Origin of the sequence: Rheinheimera baltica (assembly GCF_030731985.1) — a bacterium.
Lineage (GTDB): Bacteria > Pseudomonadota > Gammaproteobacteria > Enterobacterales > Alteromonadaceae > Alishewanella > Alishewanella baltica.
On record NZ_JAPJDY010000008.1, the window covers coordinates 52,881 to 70,646 of the forward strand.

Below are 17,766 nucleotides of genomic sequence, written 5' to 3' on the forward strand. Positions count from 1 at the left end.
AAACGACTTATTTAACGCTTTTTTGCTGTTTTTGCTCTAACACCGGGTATTTAGCGGTTGCTGTAGGTTTTATTTGCCTCAAAGGCTTCCAGCTCTAGCGGCGAGTTGTCATAGCCGTAGTTAACTAAATCGGCAAAGTGTTGGGTAATAATCTGCTTCAGGCTGGCACGTTCAATTTGCAGCACATGCACCAGCTCGTGCGCCAGTTTAGGCGTATTGAGCGGATAGTCTTTTCTGACATAAATCGAGTAACCAAATACCTGAGCGTTGTTAATAATGCCATCGCCGATAAAACCTGTGGCCTCACCGACCAATTTCAGCATAGGATTGTGATACGGAAATGGCACCGCATCGACGTACACCAACCTGACCTTTTCCGGGCTTTTAATGCCGATCTCTCTGGCAAGAGCTAACTGCGCTTCGTTAAGCGGCTCACCCACTTTTACTCCAGCCGCTTCAGTTTCGCTGGCCCAGTCGATATATTGCGGCAGAATAACTGACGAAATAATGTTTTGATGAAATACGATCACTGCGCCGACAAGCGCCAGCAAAAACGCCAGTGCTATGGTTATTTTTTTCATACAACTTACCGTCCGATCTTTAAATGGTGCTTATTATGCTTACCAAACTACTCACTGTCGAAAAAATCTAATACCACAGCATATTTAGCCGTTGTACTGGTAAGCCGCAAAGCGCACGACAGGCCCTGGCTTTAGCCTCACTACTTTTCATTACCGCTGCGATGCTAGCAAAAACGCTACAATCTCGCTTTGATATTGCCTGGCGAGCCCGCCGTGGCCGCCACCAGCTATTTTTAAATGCTGATATCGATACGGATATTGATGTTGCTGCAGCCGCTGCATAATCCGGTCGGACATCTCGCTGGATGGCCACAGCTCATCCGCTGTGCCCGAGATAAGTAACACGTCGGCCTGCATTTGCTGCACCGGGATCAGCGCTTGCTGGTAAGCCTGTTGATTTTGCATAGCAACTTCATAGCCCCGACGAATATTGCTTTGCAGCAACGGCAGTGCTGATCGCAGGCTAAAAGGCACAAAAGCAATGGGTTGGCCCTGCCAGCTCCAGGACGAACTGGTGCTATACCACTCTGGGCTACCAAACACCACGTCACTGCCAACCACCGACACCACAGTGCTGATTTGCGCCGAACGACTGGCCAGTAATAAGGCTAACTCCGCCCCCTTTGACACGCCCAGCACGGACAGTTTCTCAGCGTCGATGGCAGGATTGCTGCGGGTATGTTCAATAGCGTCAAGCACCCCGCCAAGCTCTATCCGATCCAAACCAGATGGAATACCCGGCAAGCCAAAATAACCGACGACCAATAGTGCAAAACCGGCATCCAGATAGGCTTGCCGCTCTGGCGCACTGCGCGTATTGGTCATGCTCATACCACCTTCTGAGCCTCCGAAAAACACCAACAGCGGCGCCGGATTGTCTGCACTTGCCGTTGCGGGTAAATACAATTGGCTTTGCACCTTGCCCTGGTTAGACATGGGCACAAACAGGGTAATTAACTGCGGCAGCTGGCTGCATAGCAACAACAGTGCGGCCAGCAACAGCGCGATTGTTTTGAGTTTACTTAATTTTAATGCATTGGGTGTAGCGGATAATGTCGAAAACATAAACCTTTGCCTGAGTAATTAAACCTGACGCCTATTGTTTATTAACGGCAACAACAAAGGCAGCGCTTGTTGTCATCGAAGTTAGCTGACAAATGTCAGATGCTCAATACCGCTATAAGCCCGAACCACACAATAAGATAAACTTTTAACCGGAGAACGTGATCAGCGCCGGCCAGTTTTCTGCCCAGGTGTGGTTGCTACTTTCTCCGGCGGCCTCTAATGCGCTGCTGATAAACTCGATAAACACCCTGACTCTTGCCGGTAAATAATCGCGTTTGGCATAAATAGCAAACACACCATTGTCCGGCTGCGGCGGCCGGTAATAAGGGTACAACGACACTAAGGCACCGCTTTGTAAGCCCTGTTTGGCCAGAAAATGCGGCAGCTGCGCAACGCCCAAACCATTGGCACACATTGCCGCCATGGCTTCGCCATCATCGGTAATATGGCGGCGCGTTAGCTCAAAGGGCTGATAGCTGCCGTGTTGATCCGGCAAAAACACCGGCTGCAATTGTTGGGTTTGTTTAATGCGAAAGCCAATCCAGCTGTGCGGGGGCTTAAGCCTGGGTATCGCTTTTGCAGTGCTGGCACGGCTGGATAACCCCGACCGCGCCTTTGGTGCGCTGCTGTTTGTGCAGTTTAGCCTCGGCTCGCTGGTTATTTACCTGCTACCGGCGCTGGAAAGTTTGCTCGGCGCCTATGCCGTGTTTTATCTGATGGCCGCTATTGCCGCGCTGGCACTGCTGTTTTTACTCTGCCTGCCAAGGCTAACGTTAACACCGGCACCGTTGGGTCAAGCGCAGGCAGCAGCTGGCGCAGCGCGTGCCGGTTTAACGCAACACGCTGTGTTATTGCTGCTCGCCATTATGCTGTATCAAACTGCGGCCAGCGCCATTTGGGCCTATGCCGGGCTGATTGGCCAGGCTGCCGGCATGGCCACTGCCAGTGTTAATAATGCTATTGCGCTAACCGGCTTGTTGGGACTGCCCGGTGCCATGCTGCCGGTACTAACCGGCCAACGCTTTGGCCGCTTAAACCTGCTGCTGGCGGGTATAGTTTTGTCGCTAAGCGCGGCGTTAATGCTTAACGTTGCCTGGCACAACCTGCTTTATATCGGCGCCCTGGCCATGCTGTTTTTTGCCTGGCCGGCGGTGCTGGCCTACCTGTTAGCGGTAATAGCAGCAACAGACAGCAGTGGCCGGCTGGCGACAATAGCCGCTGTGGTGTCTTCAATCGGCATGGTAACAGGCCCGCTACTGGCCTCTGCTTTGCTGGATAACGGTAACTTCTCTGCCCTGCTTTACAGCTGTGCGCTGTTGTTTTTGTGCAGTTATGTACTGCTGTTTAAACCGGTGCTGGCCTTTGAAAAACCGGCGGCGGCTTTAGCGCCCTGCCAATAAAGTGTTTAACGGCCAAGCAATAACCTAAGGTGACTCAGATGCTTCGATATATGTTTAACAAGATGCTGCTGGCGATGCAACAGCGTTACGCTTACGACGTAGGCTATCAACAGGATATTCTGCACAGCGATTTAGCGGCGTTTTTAAAATTCAGCGGCTTTCAGACTATGGCATCACACTCAGGTAATTTATCCGCCGGGCTACTGTTCGCGGCCAGAATAAGAGCAATACTTTGGGAAGATTGTGGCCCCTGCAGTCAGTTAGTGGTGAATATGGCGCTGGAAGCCGGACTGTCGCAGGCGGTGGTGCGCGCCATTATTGAGCAAGACTTAAGAGCGTTGCCGACAGATATGGCCCTGGTTGTGCAGTTTACCGAACGGGTGTTAGCGCACGATCCGCAAGCTGACACGTTACGCGATAACATCCTGGCGCTGTGGGGTAGCAAAGGACTTATCACGCTTAGTTTTGCTATCAGCGCTTACCGGGTTTATCCGGCACTGAAGTACAGCCTGGGCTACGGCAGAGCCTGTAGCCGCATACAGCTGAACGAAGTATCCGTTGTGCCGCAGCGCTCAAAAACCCCAGCTAGCGGAGCAAACGATGCGGAGTAGATTAACCACTGGCATAGCCTTATTGCTATGCCCGGTTCAGCTTATTTGCGCCGGCAGATTTTATGCTTAGCGCGGCACAAAATAAACAGCTCTGACCGTTCAGCGACTTTTTAGTCACAATGGCTTTGTTAACCTCACAACGTTGCATCGGATAAATACGGCTGATAGTTGGAGGAATAATAATATGAGCAGGCACTTACGCAAGGTATCGTGGTTTAAACTGTGGTTGAGATTGTGGACGCTGCTGCTTGGCATGCCGATTTTGGGCTTGCCCATTTTTGCCGGCGCCGCTGAGGCCCCCGGGGCGCTGACGGTTATCGTTAAAAATCAGCAGACAGACCGGCCACTTGGCACTGTGCAGATCACGCTGACGGAACGGCAGAGCAATACCACACAAACGCTAACCACCGATGAACAAGGTCGTGTCGTCGTGGCACAGCTTAACCCCGGCCTCTACGCGGTAAACCTGGCTAAAAGCGGCTTTGCTGCCGTGTATGAACCCAGCGTTCGGGTGATTACGCGCAAAAATATCAAGCTTGAATTCAAACTCAGCGAAGTGGAAATTGAGAAAGTGCTGGTGCGCGGACAGCAAACTGCTGCCTTTGGTTCTGGCTCCGGCACCTATCTCGACCGGGAAACCTTGCGCAGCGCTGTAGGCGGTGGCGCAGATCCACTGCTGTCGCTGGACGGTTTACCCGGTCTGGCATCCGCCAGCGAGTTCGCCAGCTTTAGTGTACGCGGCCGTGGTCCAAGAGATAATTTGTTATTAGTTGATGACTTTCCGTTTGATAAAGCGGTGCATTTTGATGCCACTCTGGGTGAAGAGGAAGATGTTGGTGGTGGTGGCCGTTTCTCGATTTTTGCACCGAATGTTATAGGTGGTGCCGACTTCTCTCCTGGTGGCTGGAGTGCCGCTTATGGTGGCCGTGCGGCATCGCTGCTGAAACTGGATGTCGCCGACGGCAACCCGGGCCCGTCAGCCAGTTTCCGTTACGACCTTGCCGGTTATGAAGTGGGTTACGACGGCCCTGCCGGTATCACACCAGATGCAACGATGCTGATTTCGGCGCGGCGGCTGGATTTCGGCAAATTGTTTGAAACCATTGAAGAGCTGGACATTGGCGAGCCGGTGTTAAGGGACATCATCGTAAAATCGGTGATACCCATCAACCAAAACCACACTTTAGAAGTGCTGCTGATAGATACCCACGAGGACTATAGCCGCGACGTGACACACGTGTTTGAGTCGCCCGATTTCGAGGATGTTGCGCTGCAATATGCTGAACAAGACAGCGACTTATACGGTTTGACATTACGCTCATTAGTGGGTGATAAAGCAGTCTGGACCAACAGAGCTTACTACCGCTCAAGCGACAAGCTGAGTTCAGAAGGGGAAGCCTTTCCTGATCTGGTACCTGAAGGCTCACCGGCGGCTGATTTTCCACTGCGGGAGGACATTATTACCATCGCTGAAGCTGAAACAGAGGTTGGCTGGCGCAGCGATTTTGAGACAGTGAATAAATGGGGTCTGTTCAGTGCCGGTGTGCGGCTAACGCAAATTGAACTGGACTATAGCACGGTGTTAGATGGTGATTGGATACGCTTTGTCTACGACGACGATGACTTCCGACCCAGCCCACAGCAGCGTTATATTGTGCTTACGCCCGACAGCTTAAACTCGGCAATACGCCAAAAAGAAACCAGCTATGCCGGCTACGCAGAGCAGGTTTTCCAATTCGGCAATTGGGATTTTGGCACCGGCTTACGGCTTGAGCACGACGGTTTTGCCGACGAAAGCTTCGCCTCGCCCAGGTTCAGCGTCAACTGGCAGCCCGGTAAAAAAGTGCGCTATTTTGCCAGCGCCGGGCTGTTTCGTCAGTCACCACGCTATTTAGAGCTTGCTGCTAACGAGTCTAATAAGCTGAAGACGGAAAAAATTACTCATACCAGCGTCGGTGTAAAATATTTCCCCACCAGCAATTGGTCGGTGTTAACCGAGGCTTATTATCAACGCCTCGACGATTTGGTGACAGATCTGGACCGTGCCAACGGCACCTATGCCAATATCGCTGACGGCAGCTCTTATGGTGTTGATATAGTAGTAAACGGTACTATTTTTGAAGGCCTGTACGCCAGCGCAACCTATTCTTACAACGATGCCGTGGTTGATCGCAAAGACGGCCGCGGTGACGTAGCCGCTGAATTTAACCGCAAGCATGTGGCAACGCTGGGCCTGACGTGGGAAATAAGCAACCGCTGGAAGGTCGCCGGGCGCTATAAATACCTTTCCGGCCGGCCGGACGACAACTTTATTATTCACGCAGACGTTTTGGGGCCCGGGCAACCGCTACGCTACGCAAAAGAGATCACAGAGCGCAATGTCGGTCGCAAAGACAGCTCAGGCTTGTTGAACGTTCGCGTTGACTACCGGCGAGCATTCGGCCCGATAGATGTAACCGCCTTTTTGGATGTGATCAACGTAACGGCCGCGTCGTCGGGCGACGACAGCGAGTTTGACTATCGCCGCGGCGTGCTGGTAAAAGACAGTAGCGAAGCCGAGCCGCTGATTGGTTTGCGGCTGGACTATGCCTGGTAAACCTGGCGTGGTAGACCTGGCATGGTAGACCCGGTATGGTAAATCGGGCCAGATAAAAACGGGTAGGAAGGAGTCGCAGATGTTACGCAAACTTGGTGAAGTGCCGGTTAGAGTGCTGATTGTTGAAGACAACCGCGACATCTGCGACAACATTGCTGCCTATCTTGCAAAGTATAGCTATGTAATGGATTTTGCCTATGACGGCATCAGCGCGATGCAGCTGGCGTTGACCAACCCGTTCGACGTTATTGTGCTGGATCTGATGCTGCCGGGCATGGATGGCCTGAGTTTCTGCCAAAAACTGCGCACTGATGCCGAAATATCAACCCCGGTGCTGATGCTAACGGCAAGGGACACACTTGACGATAAACTAAAAGGCTTTGCCGCAGGCGCCGATGACTACCTGGTCAAGCCATTCGCCTTACAAGAGCTGCATGCGAGGTTGCAGGCGCTGTACAAACGTAGCCACGGCAGAACCGACAACCTGTTAGCTGTGGCTGATTTGACGCTGAACCGGGCCACGCAGCAGGTGCATCGCGCAGGGCAACGCATCGATCTCAGCCCTGCCGGCATGAGACTGCTGCAACGCCTGATGGAACAAGCGCCTTCTGTTGTCGCCCGCGATGAGCTTGAAACGTTGTTGTGGGCTGACGAGCCCCCCGATGGTGATGCCCTGCGCTCGCACCTTTACAAACTGCGCCAGGTCATAGACAAGCCGTTTAACAACCCGCTGATCCATACCGTGCATCGCATCGGCTACCGCCTTGCAGAGGATGCTGAAGATGTGGAGGATGCCAGGTAATGTACCGGCACAGTTTACGTCAGCGTGTCGCTATTGCCTTTGCACTCTGTGTTGCGGTACTCAGCGTAGTCTGGGGATTCGCTTTCCTCGCTGCGATAAGACTCAGCGAAGACCGGGTGCTGACGCAGCAGCTGCAGGTTGCCGCCCAAAGCTACCCTGTGATGCCGGCGAACCTGCGCGGCTACGATACGGTTGCCGGCTTACCGGAATCACTGCGGGCCTGGGCACAGACCAACCCCGCTGAGGGAATATATGAGTTCGAAACCGAAGAGTTGCATGTCGCGGTAATCAAAACCGCTAATGAACCGCAACAAGCCTTTGTGGTGTTCGACGTTGCCGGCATTGAAGCGGCGTCATCAGAGGACTGGTGGTTGCTGTTGGTTATCAGCGGTGTTGTGGGTACGCTCGGTGTGCTGGGTTTCGGCCTGGGCGTGCTGGTGATGCGCAGAGCTGTTGCTCCTGTTGCGCAACTGGCCAAAGCGGTGGCAGACATCGACACAGAGCAGCTGTCGATGGATGATTATAAACGCATAGAGTCTGGCCGGTTCGGGGATGATGAGGTTGGTGTACTTGCTGCGACCATTGAAAAGACGCTTGAGCGGATCAGCGCCTTTGTCGCCAGGGAGCGCTACTTTACCAGTTCAGCCAGCCATGAGCTGCGCACCCCCATCACGGTAATTACAGGAGCACTTGAGCTGCTGGAACAAAGCGAGTTGTCAGCAGCCGATATCAAGACGCTGGATCGGGTGCGCCGGGCCACCCTTGATATGCAAACCACCATTGAAATGTTCCTCTGTCTCGCCCGCGAAACCGACGACGGCTTGTATGATGAGCAGTTTTTCGTGCTGCCGCTGGTAAGCAAAGCCATAGAACAGCAACGCTACCTGCTAAGCCGCAAGATGGTCGATGTTGAAATAGACCATCTTGCCAATCCCCGTGTCTGCGGCCATCCACAGGCTTTTGCTACCGCGGTGAATAATCTGGTGCGAAATGCCTTCGAACATACGCTCACCGGGCAGGGACCGGTAACCATTCGTATCGCAGAGCGCGAGCTGTTAGTCACCAATCAGCTGAGCAGTGCTGCGGATGAGCAGCACTCACCAACCGGGGCATCGTCGCATGGCTATGGCCTGGGCCTGGGGATAGTGCAACGGCTGTGTGAGCGCAATGGCTGGTCGTTTTCGCTGCTGGCGGATGAAACGCGGGTCGTCGCCCGTCTCTCATGGTAACAACTACAGCAGGCAGAGCAGCTGTTGTTGTGACAGTGCTGCACGGCCTTCAATTTTACTTATCATCACCTCTGGGTATTCATCTTCATACAACTGTCGGAACTGTCCTTGCAGTACCAGTTTATTGAATGCGCACTGCCATTGCTGTATTACGTCATCATCCACCTGCCTGGAAAAAGCCAGATACATTTCAATATTTTGTAAGGGGTATACCGCTTGTAAATCCAACCCGGCGTCTTGCAGCTGCGACATACGCTTGGGCGTAACATCACCGTGCATGGCAATTAACTCGGCACGACCGATTTTAAGCATATTATAACAATCGCCGGATTTAAGACTTAAGATCAGGTTTTTATCTATTTCAAAGCCCAGGGTCAGCAGCTCGTTAACAATGCTGGTGTTACGTGTTTCACAGGCGACATGGTTTTGTAGTAAATCTGCCAGGCTGGCATTTGGGGCTACAACACCACGTTTGGCGTAAAGGTTTACCGAATAAAGTTTAATAGGCCCTACCCATTTGAATTTATGTTCTCTGTCGGGGGTTCTTATGGTGTCATACACCGCCACATTGTCACTGCTTACAGCAATAGCGTAAGCCCGCGCCCAGGGTAAAATCTCAATAGTGGTGCTATCGCCGACTTGCTTCTGTATCGCCTTTACAATTTGCGTAGACATACCATAAACACTGCCGTGCTTGTCTTTTAGCCGCCCTCGGCTGGCAGGTTCAGTAATAATGCGCAGCGGTTTTTTTGCTGTTGTTCCGGCTGTTACAGTTGGCTCAGCAGCTAACGGTAACAGCGTTAATATGAACAACCACAATAAAAAGGTTAGTGTTGTTTTCAATGAATGCTCCAGACGCAAAAAAGCAATAAGGGCCAGGTAGAACGATCAGTGTAGAAGAAAGGCACTACACTAGCCTAATTTCGTTATATTTTTGTTGCAAACTATTCCAATACTGACAAGCAACACTCTAACTATTTTATGATTGACACTTATTTGGCAGGCGTGATGTGGATCAAGCCATAAGATTCGGCCGTATAGTTACAAGTAAACCCTGCAATTTTTACAATCTTTACGCATTAGTGTGAATACATTACCGGCACAGACTAAGGTTAATGTGTTTAGGCGCCCTGTCGGCGTGGCCTTGCCAGTGTGGAACAGCTTTTGCTGTAACCAGGTTGTCATAAGTTATTTTTAGCGCTTACAAAATCCTCAATATCAACAACCGTTATCAATTAAGGAGAACCACATGGCAATTATTAATTGGGCTACTGCAAAATATGAAGGCCTGGGCAAAGACGGCAAAGGCCATGTTTCAACGCAGTCGGGTGCATTAAAAGACCAACCTTACGGTTTTAATACCCGGTTTGAAGACCAGGCAGGTACTAACCCGGAGGAGCAAATTGCAGCTGCACACGCGTCTTGCTTCACTATGGCATTGTCTTTTGGCCTCGCAAAGCTGGGTTTTAGCAAAGGTAGCTTAGCCTCTAAGGTCGAAATTACCCTGATAAAAGAGGGCGATGGTTTTAGCATTACCAAATCCGAAATTAAATTAGACGCCAAGGTGCCGGGCATGAATGGAGCGGATTTTGAAAAAGCCGCGGTAGAAGCGAAGTTAAACTGCCCAATATCCAAGCTGCTAAATTGCGATACAACCTTAGACATTACCTCGTTTGAAGGTAATTAAGTAAAGCATAGGCTTTAACCAACTGCGCCCGTTTTTACTGGCATTGAAACGGGCCGCATTAAGCAAAATTAGAGGCACCCAATGACATCTGAGCAAACGGAAGAATCACACAGTTTTATGCACTATGCGGCGTTAAAAACCGCCATCGTTAATGGTGAAGAACAGTTGCTAAAAGAGTTACTGGCCAACCAAAGCATGCAACCACTGGAGAAAGACTACCTGCTTGATCTAGCCAGGCTAGACAATACCCCCGCTATTGTAGCGTTACTGGAAGCAGTTCCTGTCACGGCATAATCCCGCCAGATTATTGCTTTTTTTTACCACTTCTTTACCACCGGTTCCTTACCCTATGCAGAACATCACATTTTGCAGCAAAACAGGAACCTAACTATGCGTAAAATAATTACCATTTTAATGTTTTCACTTATGACCGCTTTTAATTGCCTCAGCCTGCCATCACTGGCTGAAAACATTAACGATCTCGATTTACAAGTAGCCATTTCCGGACAAGGTGACACTATGGTGTTATTTGAATCTGGTTTTGGCCGTGGTCCAGAGGTGTGGAACCGCATTGTGGAGCAACTGCCCAGCGATATTATTACGGTACGCTATGCACGCGCAGGTATTGGCCAGTCTGGTGAACGCGTTAAAACGTCAGGCATAGAGCAACATTTACAAGATTTAAGTTCACTGATACAACGATTTGGCCAAGACAAAAAGCTGATCTTAGTGGGGCACTCATACGGTGGTTTAGTGGTGAGTGAATTTGCCCGTCGTCATAGTGATCAAGTGGCTGGCTTATTATTAATTGATCCAACGGTTGCACAGCAAAGAGCTTGGTTTAAAGCGGCAGATGCCAAGGCCGTTGCTGACGAAGATAAGTTATTAGCTAAGATGCTACCTCCGCGACTACAGGCGCAGTTGCAACAACTGAATGCAGAACTGGATGATGCCGGCCAGCAGGTGTTGCCTTTACCTTCTGATTTGAAAACAATTTTGCTAACATCAACCCGTATCGAACCTGAGCCGATGGTTTTTATTGAAACAGCTGCAGGCAACACAATTTGGCTTAAATTACATCAGGCTTTATTCGCTGAGGTACGAGATGGCAGCCATCTGCGATTACCAACTGTCGGGCATAACATTATGCAGGAAGCACCGCAAACAGTGCTAAATGCGTTGCAAACTTTATTGTAAGCCCTAAAACAGGCCGCGCTAAAACCAATGAACATTTTACTTATTGAAGATAACTTTGCCCTGGCAAATCAACTTGTTAGTTTTATGGAAGGATTAGGCTGGCAGGTAGATTATGCCGCGGAAGGCCACCTTGGGGTGCAACTGGCAAAGCAGCAGGCTTTTGATGTGGTATTGCTGGATTTGAACCTACCGGACCAGGATGGTTTACAAGTGTGCAAAGTACTATTGGAAACAGTTAACGCCAGGCCCCCCATTTTAATGCTAACCGCCAGAGACTCTTTTAAAGATAAAGCCAGCGGGTTTCATGCCGGAGCGGATGATTACCTAACGAAGCCGTTTGACTTGCGTGAGCTGGCGCTGCGCTGCGAAGCGCTCGCCCGGCGGCGACAGTTATTTACGCAGCACAGTATTGAAATTGGCCCGTTAAAGTTATGTCGGCGTCAGCAACAGGCCTGGTGGAGCCTGCAGCCAATAGCGTTAACGACTACCAGCTTTCAGATTTTGCAAAAGTTGATGGAAGATCACCCTTACCCCAGTTCCCGCCGGGAACTGATCAATTCAGTTTGGCCGACAAACCCACCGGAAAGCAACGCGCTAAAAGCGCATATTTATACCTTACGCAAAAGCCTGGATACGGTTGTGGGCCGCCCGCTTATCCACACAATAAGTACCATTGGCTATCAGTTAACAGGGCTAAATGATGTTTAAATGGTTTGCACTTAATAACCATACCGTGCTGGCAAGCCTTATCAGCCTGGCCTCAGTGCTTTGTTTGTGGCTGGCGATACAGTTTTCCAACACCTTGTTGCATCTCACTGCAAGCCAGTTGTTAGAGCAGGAACAAGCTTACTTGCAAGCACAACTGGCAGACAACGTGTTATTACTTAACGAGCAAACAACGGACCAAACAGCATTAATCCGCTTACAGTACGATGGCATTCATCCTTCACGCCCTTATTTCACTATGCATTCTAATAACTTAGCAAAAGATGCTATTAGCTTAGTACATAACAACGCGGTGATGGAGCTACCGTCTGACGATGATAACGCAAAATATTATGCCGTTATATTATTGCCTGCAACGCCCTCAGAAGCACCCTTGTGGTTAAAGCTTGATCTTAACGCGGCGTTCCCAATAAGCGAGTTTTTGAAGCTACTACAAGTATTCTGCGCATTTTTAGTTGCAGTACTTGGTGGAGCAAGTTTGTGGTTGGTGTTTAGACTGAGCAAAGCACGGCAACAATTAGCTGCGGCCATGCAGCATGAACAGGACTTTGTTAACGATATTAGCCATGAACTGCGTACGCCACTTTCGATTGTACAAAACGCATTGAATCTTAATGGCGACTCCTCCTTTAAAGGAGATGCCTTGTGTGTGGCTAAAGCTGCAACCTCCGCTATGGCGCAGCAGCTGCACGTTTTACTCGCGCTTGCCAGAAATCAGCAGACACCTACTGAACACTTAGCATTGCTGCCGCAACTCGAGCAAGCCATGTTTATGCTGTATCAAACTGAACCGGCATTTGTCAGCCAAATACAGATGGATGTGCCGGAAGATTTTATGGTAAATGGTCATAAACAACTCATTCAGCTGTTACTGCTTAATATAATTAGTAATGCCTGCTACCACAGTGGTGGTGCAGTATTACACATCCGATTAAACGGCTGTAGCATGCATTTTATTAATCAAATACAACGTCAACCTGATGGCACTGTGGCAAGTAATAATCGGTATCAGGGGTTTGGCCATGGCAATAGCCTTATCGGACGTATTGCTACGGCATTAGGTTGGCCAGTAGTAATTCAGCACACAGAAACACACTATCAACTAACAATTAGTGAATTAATTAACTAAGTGTTAAAGGTGTCGGAAACAATTAAACACTGGAACTAGCATATTTTCTGTCGTTATTTTCTGTAGGGAACGTGTCAATCCAAATACGGTAGTAGCGTGCTTAACTGCTGCTGATAACCAACTTCATTAAAGGCTTCTGACGCGAGGTTCATAAAACCGTGTGCGTAGCCTGTGCTCACGGCAGTCACGCCCCTCTTTTGCCGTAACTGTGTACATATATCGCTTACCAGTAAAATGCGCTGTGTCACGTTAACTCCCTGCAAAATAGCGATAAATAAAAACCCAACAGCAAATTGATACAAAGCCGCTAAAGCGGCGTAGTATTCGTGTTTTAAAGCGTAAATTAAAGGTTATTATGAAACTTCTGCTTAAGATTGCCTTACTCGTTGCCAGCGGCTTTGCTTTGCAAAGTTGTACTGGCGTGCCAGAGGGTGTTACACCGAAAACACCATTTGAGCTAAATCGTTATCTGGGTGAATGGCATGAAATTGCCCGGTTGGATCACCGCTTTGAAAGAGGTTTAACTGAAGTAACCGCTAACTACACTCTACGCGATGATGGTGGAGTGAAAGTAGTAAACCGTGGCTTTAGTACCGAAGAAAACAGCTGGCAGCAGGCTGAAGGCAAGGCTTACTTTGTCGGTGATAGCAATACCGGCGCACTAAAGGTGTCGTTTTTTGGCCCATTTTACGGAGGTTACAATATTGCCAAATTAACCGATGATTACAGTGTGGCGCTGGTGGTTGGCCCATCGCTGGATTACGCTTGGTTACTGGCGCGCAGTAAAACCCCGGAAAAAGCCGTCTGTGATGACTACATGGCATTTGCATTAAGTTTGGGCATTGCCAAACAACAATGGATATGGCTGCAGCAATGTAGCTAATACCCTAAGCTGATATTTGCGCTTTATTGATCAGGGCGTTAGAGTATTGGCAAACAGCACACAGACTTGCACTATGAGTGACGGTATAACCACGCCAATTAAGCACAGCACGCATTTAACTGAAATAGCCCCCGATACCTTTGTCGATGCTACGGGCCATCAGTTAACCCCTAAAGAAGTGCGAAACATTGTTACCCCGCATGACTTTGCCGTAAATACCTCCCTGTTCGGTTTAACACTGGCACGCCCTTGGCGTAGGGCCTTAGCCATAAGTATAGACGGGGTATTTATCGCTTTGCTGGCTGGCGGCGGCGTCACTTTTTTTACACCACTATATCTTTATCTGGTTTGGCGCTGCCATGCGCTGCAAAATATAAAAAGGCGCAACATTTTACTGCTGTTAATGCCGCTAATGCTGGTGTTTGCCTACACAGAAAATAACAACGTAGATGAAGACACTGTTATGGACATAGCATCCGCAATTGAGCTGAGCACGGCGGCTATTGCAATTGGTAATAATTGCGATGAAAAATGCGCTGACACCAAAGCCAATGAGCTGATTTCGGCACTGCAAAATGAACAACTAAGCAATAGCCAAGCCGAGGAAACACTAACAGACTTGCTTGCAAACTCAGTACTTAGCGCAGAGCAGCAACAACAAAAACTCACGCTATTGCAGCAACGTCGGGCTACACTTTCAGACGCACGCAAACTGTTGGTGCAACAGGCACCGTCAGAAACTTCAGCCGCACCTGCAAAGCTAAACTGGTGGCAAAAACTGCAACAGTCTGATCATAGCGTGATGAAATGGGCTCAGGGTATATTGGCAGATTTAGGCATCAGCTTTGGTTGGGCTGTGGCGTACTTAACGGTGTTTACCAGCTGGAATAACGGCCAAACTCCGGGTAAAAAGCTACTGGGTATCAAGGTAGTGCAACTGGACAATAAGCCGTTGTCATTGTGGGGCGCTTTTGGTCGTCAAGGTGGCTATAGTGCCGGTTTGGCTACCGGGCTTTTGGGGTTTTTCCAAATTTACTGGGACCCAAACCGTCAAGCCATTCAGGATAAACTGGCTGACACCCTGGTATTACGCATAAAAAACTAATCACGCCAGGCAACCCCCTTAGCGGGTTATTGTTAATCAGAAAGGTGGTTTTGTCATTGCAGTGTACCAAACCACTTATGTCAAACCGGCGCTTTTGCTTTTTTGATGTCGCGTTATTATACCGCTATAGTCAAGGTTTAAACCAACCGCTACGAGCGTCATTTTGTTAAAGTGTTACGTGCTAATTTGCACATTAATGACAGTACCCTGTTCGCTTGCATTTGCAACAGATGCGTCAGCAATTTTAGACGAAGCTGAAGATTACCTCACCGTTAATCCTGCACAAACACTTAGCTTGCTGGAAAGCTTTAACACCGCAGATAAATTGCCTTTAGAGCAAGTACTTCGCCGACACGTATTGGTACTAAGAGCAGCAGTACCAACAAGCAAAATGGATTTATTACTACAAACTCTGGAACTGGTTTTCCAACATGAACAGCAGCCGTATTTTCAACAGCAGCTTACCTCCATTAACAGCGCATTAGGTATTTGGTTGCGTCGCAATCAATATCTGCATGATGCCCAGCTTAGTTTTGAATGTTCGTATAAATATGCCACTACAGATAAACAACGACTAACGTTAACAAACAGCATGGCGTTAGTGGCACGACAGCTTAACGATACAGAAAAAGCCCGCGAGCTATTTAGCCACGCGCTTATGCTGGCTAAACAGTCTGAACAGACAAATGTTGTGGCGATGGTAGAAAATAATCTGGGACTACTGGCGCTGGACGCTGGAAAGTTTGCTCTGGCAGAGGCGCACTTGCGTGAAGCGCTCAAGCATTATCAATCGATTAGTCAACGTGCCGGGCAAATATCGGCAGGAACAAATCTCTTAGCGTCCTTTTTACTACAGCAACAGTTTGATAATTTTCAAGGACTTTACGGCCCAACTGCCACGCTTGCTGCAAGCTTTCCAAATGAAAGTAAGCAGGCGCTGTTGTTCTGGTTGGACACCCGTTTTCAACAACAACATGGTACGGTTGTCACTACTGAGCAGCGCTTAGCTCTGCTGGAAGCTTATGACAAACTGGAAGATGATAAAGTTAGAACGTTGATCTATCACCACGTTGCATCCTATCTCGGTGTTAATGTTGCTCTACCTCAACCACCAATAAATAAGGTATTCGAACGTCCATGGTTCCAGCTCGTCAAACAGTGTGAATGGCCACACGCTTCATAATACGCTCAATTTCTAGTGGGCTTAGCACTTAGCAAAAAAACTGACACAATTGTCAGATAAATTTACACAACACCTAGCAATGCGATAACCAAACAAAAAATATCATTATAAAACAAATGGATAAACTAGTGGCGCGAAATTTGCAGCTTACTAAACTTTTGTCGATATAGGGATATTTACATGTATAAGTTGTTGTTAGGCGCTGCACTGGCCTCTGCTTTATTCGTATCAAATGCTCATGCAGGTCTAATTTATGAGCAAGGCCTGGAAAGTGTTGCTACAGGTCACAACCCGTTTAAATACAATTTTAGTTATGATGATTTTACCTTAGACAGTAGCTATGACATTAGCCGTATTACGGTTAATGCTTTTGCGAATTTTGGTAACTTAGACAATATCGGCAATATGGATTGGGAAATTCGCTCCGTCTTAAACGGCCTTCCTGGCGGTATATTGTTTAGCGGCAATGTGGGTTCTGTTGCTAAAAATGATACTGGCTTAAATTTCAGCGGTTGGGATTTAGTTGATTACAGTATCGATGTAACAAGCTTTAATTTAATGGCTGGAAGCTACTTTATTGGTCTTAGAGCCAATAACGCACAAAATGTACACCTAACCTTAATTAATAATCGGGTAAATATTACCGAAGCCCTTGTTGCTAATGGCTCTGGCTATACTGGTTATTGGGGCGGCAGAGACTTCGCTTACCGGCTTGAAGGTGAGCCAGGTGTAGCGTCAGTACCGGAACCCCTTAGCATTGCATTGCTTGGTCTGGGTTTAGCGGGTATTGGCTTTTCACGTAAGAAGAAAAAAGTCTAAGCTTTAGTAGCATACTTAAATATTTTTATAGAACCTCAGCAAGTCTGAGGTTTTTTTATGCATACGATGCGCATTCAAGCGGATAAATTTATTCTCCAACAAACAGATGATTAAGTTTTTACATTAATCTGATATTCACTTTTCTTGCTTTTTATTTGCTATTCCCCTGCCAAGCTAAATATTCTTTGAATGCAAGGTGTGATAAAAAAATGCTAAAGCTGAATGGATTTATAGCGGCAATTCAACAAGCCATAGAAACAGCTTCTGATGCTGTAGCAAAGGAAAACGTCAAAATTCTCACCAGCTATTTTGATGAAGTGCCGATGCGTCAATCGCCTGAGGAAAACCCAAAAAATAATGTCAAAATTGAGCCATTTTTAAATTTTGATCCCAAATCAAATAAAACACAGCTCATTCCTAAAATGGTGGCCATGACGTACCCGCGTGAAACGGCTAAAGGCATCGTTGAACACCAAGTGATGGTACCGCTTATCTCCCTCGCTCCGATTACCACACTACAACCTACCGAAATGACAGTAGAAATTGATTTAGAGTTTTTAGAAAGAGATGACGACATTATTGTTGGCTTTCCTCAACTGAAAAAATCCATGTTTGGCGGTGAAAAAACTCAAGACAACAAACCTAACGCCAAACTCACGATGAAAATAACAACAACAAACCGCCCCGCGGGAATAAGTGCTGTGATTGAAGGGTATGACAAAGTTGTGCGCGCGCAAATACCAAGTTAGAGCG

General features: G+C 48.4%; 20 protein-coding genes. 15 read left to right on the forward strand and 5 right to left on the reverse strand.

Annotated elements, in window-relative coordinates; all coding sequences use genetic code 11:
* Nucleotides 1-50: 50 nt before the first annotated feature.
* From ORJ00_RS13870 to ORJ00_RS13880, 3 genes are all read right to left on the reverse strand, one after another.
* Nucleotides 51-581, reverse strand: coding sequence for a hypothetical protein (locus tag ORJ00_RS13870; RefSeq protein ID WP_306126968.1), 531 nt, complete (start codon nucleotides 579-581; stop codon nucleotides 51-53).
* Between the two features lie 150 nt (nucleotides 582-731).
* On the reverse strand, nucleotides 732-1,646 hold the full coding sequence (locus ORJ00_RS13875; protein WP_051219785.1) for an acyl-CoA thioester hydrolase/BAAT C-terminal domain-containing protein: 915 nt from the start codon (nucleotides 1,644-1,646) through the stop codon (nucleotides 732-734).
* Between the two features lie 145 nt (nucleotides 1,647-1,791).
* Entirely contained in the window at nucleotides 1,792-2,142 is a 351-nt protein-coding gene (locus ORJ00_RS13880; protein ID WP_240474852.1) for a LysR substrate-binding domain-containing protein, read from the reverse strand.
* 31 nt (nucleotides 2,143-2,173) lie between these two features.
* Here ORJ00_RS13880 and ORJ00_RS13885 point away from each other — a divergent pair, with 31 nt between their 5' ends.
* The 5 genes from ORJ00_RS13885 to ORJ00_RS13905 all read left to right on the forward strand — a co-directional run bounded on the left by ORJ00_RS13885 (nucleotide 2,174) and on the right by ORJ00_RS13905 (nucleotide 8,284).
* Nucleotides 2,174-3,046, forward strand: a complete 873-nt coding sequence (locus tag ORJ00_RS13885) for an MFS transporter (RefSeq protein WP_306140132.1) — start codon at nucleotides 2,174-2,176, stop codon at nucleotides 3,044-3,046.
* A 38-nt stretch (nucleotides 3,047-3,084) separates the two neighbouring features.
* Nucleotides 3,085-3,657 (forward strand): hypothetical protein, encoded by a 573-nt coding sequence (locus ORJ00_RS13890; protein ID WP_306140133.1) that lies wholly within the window; start codon nucleotides 3,085-3,087, stop codon nucleotides 3,655-3,657.
* Between the two features lie 184 nt (nucleotides 3,658-3,841).
* Nucleotides 3,842-6,253 (forward strand): TonB-dependent receptor, encoded by a 2,412-nt coding sequence (locus ORJ00_RS13895; RefSeq protein WP_305975809.1) that lies wholly within the window; start codon nucleotides 3,842-3,844, stop codon nucleotides 6,251-6,253.
* A 79-nt stretch (nucleotides 6,254-6,332) separates the two neighbouring features.
* Nucleotides 6,333-7,055, forward strand: a complete 723-nt coding sequence (locus ORJ00_RS13900; protein ID WP_306140134.1) for a response regulator transcription factor — start codon at nucleotides 6,333-6,335, stop codon at nucleotides 7,053-7,055.
* Nucleotides 7,055-8,284, forward strand: a complete 1,230-nt coding sequence (locus tag ORJ00_RS13905) for a sensor histidine kinase (RefSeq protein WP_306140135.1) — start codon at nucleotides 7,055-7,057, stop codon at nucleotides 8,282-8,284. Before ORJ00_RS13900 ends, ORJ00_RS13905 begins: the two co-directional genes overlap by 1 nt.
* Nucleotides 8,285-8,287: 3 nt before the next feature.
* On the opposite strand, the gene ORJ00_RS13910 is transcribed toward ORJ00_RS13905, so the two are convergent.
* Complete coding sequence (locus tag ORJ00_RS13910; RefSeq protein ID WP_306140136.1) at nucleotides 8,288-9,127, reverse strand: substrate-binding periplasmic protein; 840 nt, start codon at nucleotides 9,125-9,127, stop codon at nucleotides 8,288-8,290.
* Between the two features lie 406 nt (nucleotides 9,128-9,533).
* Between ORJ00_RS13910 and ORJ00_RS13915 the strand changes: the two genes are divergently transcribed.
* The 5 genes from ORJ00_RS13915 to ORJ00_RS13935 all read left to right on the forward strand — a co-directional run bounded on the left by ORJ00_RS13915 (nucleotide 9,534) and on the right by ORJ00_RS13935 (nucleotide 13,023).
* Entirely contained in the window at nucleotides 9,534-9,971 is a 438-nt protein-coding gene (locus tag ORJ00_RS13915; protein ID WP_306126965.1) for an OsmC family protein, read from the forward strand.
* 81 nt (nucleotides 9,972-10,052) lie between these two features.
* Nucleotides 10,053-10,265, forward strand: a complete 213-nt coding sequence (locus ORJ00_RS13920; protein WP_306140137.1) for a hypothetical protein — start codon at nucleotides 10,053-10,055, stop codon at nucleotides 10,263-10,265.
* Between the two features lie 96 nt (nucleotides 10,266-10,361).
* Nucleotides 10,362-11,168 carry an alpha/beta fold hydrolase gene (locus tag ORJ00_RS13925; protein WP_305975799.1) on the forward strand — a complete coding sequence of 269 codons (807 nt, stop codon included), beginning with the start codon at nucleotides 10,362-10,364 and terminating at the stop codon, nucleotides 11,166-11,168.
* A gap of 27 nt (nucleotides 11,169-11,195) precedes the next feature.
* On the forward strand, nucleotides 11,196-11,876 hold the full coding sequence (locus ORJ00_RS13930) for a response regulator transcription factor (protein ID WP_305975797.1): 681 nt from the start codon (nucleotides 11,196-11,198) through the stop codon (nucleotides 11,874-11,876).
* Nucleotides 11,869-13,023 (forward strand): histidine kinase dimerization/phospho-acceptor domain-containing protein, encoded by a 1,155-nt coding sequence (locus tag ORJ00_RS13935; RefSeq protein ID WP_306140138.1) that lies wholly within the window; start codon nucleotides 11,869-11,871, stop codon nucleotides 13,021-13,023. Before ORJ00_RS13930 ends, ORJ00_RS13935 begins: the two co-directional genes overlap by 8 nt.
* A gap of 74 nt (nucleotides 13,024-13,097) precedes the next feature.
* Here ORJ00_RS13935 and ORJ00_RS13940 read toward each other — a convergent pair whose 3' ends face one another.
* Nucleotides 13,098-13,271, reverse strand: coding sequence for a hypothetical protein (locus ORJ00_RS13940; protein ID WP_305975794.1), 174 nt, complete (start codon nucleotides 13,269-13,271; stop codon nucleotides 13,098-13,100).
* Nucleotides 13,272-13,378: 107 nt separating this feature from the next.
* Here ORJ00_RS13940 and ORJ00_RS13945 point away from each other — a divergent pair, with 107 nt between their 5' ends.
* The 5 genes from ORJ00_RS13945 to ORJ00_RS13965 all read left to right on the forward strand — a co-directional run bounded on the left by ORJ00_RS13945 (nucleotide 13,379) and on the right by ORJ00_RS13965 (nucleotide 17,762).
* Nucleotides 13,379-13,906, forward strand: a complete 528-nt coding sequence (locus tag ORJ00_RS13945; protein ID WP_306140139.1) for a lipocalin family protein — start codon at nucleotides 13,379-13,381, stop codon at nucleotides 13,904-13,906.
* A gap of 73 nt (nucleotides 13,907-13,979) precedes the next feature.
* Nucleotides 13,980-15,011 (forward strand): RDD family protein, encoded by a 1,032-nt coding sequence (locus ORJ00_RS13950; protein ID WP_306140140.1) that lies wholly within the window; start codon nucleotides 13,980-13,982, stop codon nucleotides 15,009-15,011.
* 196 nt (nucleotides 15,012-15,207) lie between these two features.
* Nucleotides 15,208-16,194: a tetratricopeptide repeat protein gene (locus ORJ00_RS13955; RefSeq protein WP_051219784.1), complete on the forward strand. Its 987-nt coding sequence runs from the start codon at nucleotides 15,208-15,210 to the stop codon at nucleotides 16,192-16,194.
* A 180-nt stretch (nucleotides 16,195-16,374) separates the two neighbouring features.
* Nucleotides 16,375-17,013, forward strand: coding sequence for a PEP-CTERM sorting domain-containing protein (locus ORJ00_RS13960; protein WP_305975788.1), 639 nt, complete (start codon nucleotides 16,375-16,377; stop codon nucleotides 17,011-17,013).
* A gap of 209 nt (nucleotides 17,014-17,222) precedes the next feature.
* The gene (locus tag ORJ00_RS13965) at nucleotides 17,223-17,762 is read left to right on the forward strand and encodes a DUF2589 domain-containing protein (RefSeq protein WP_305975786.1); all 540 of its coding nucleotides are present in this window, start codon (nucleotides 17,223-17,225) and stop codon (nucleotides 17,760-17,762) included.
* Nucleotides 17,763-17,766: the final 4 nt, after the last annotated feature.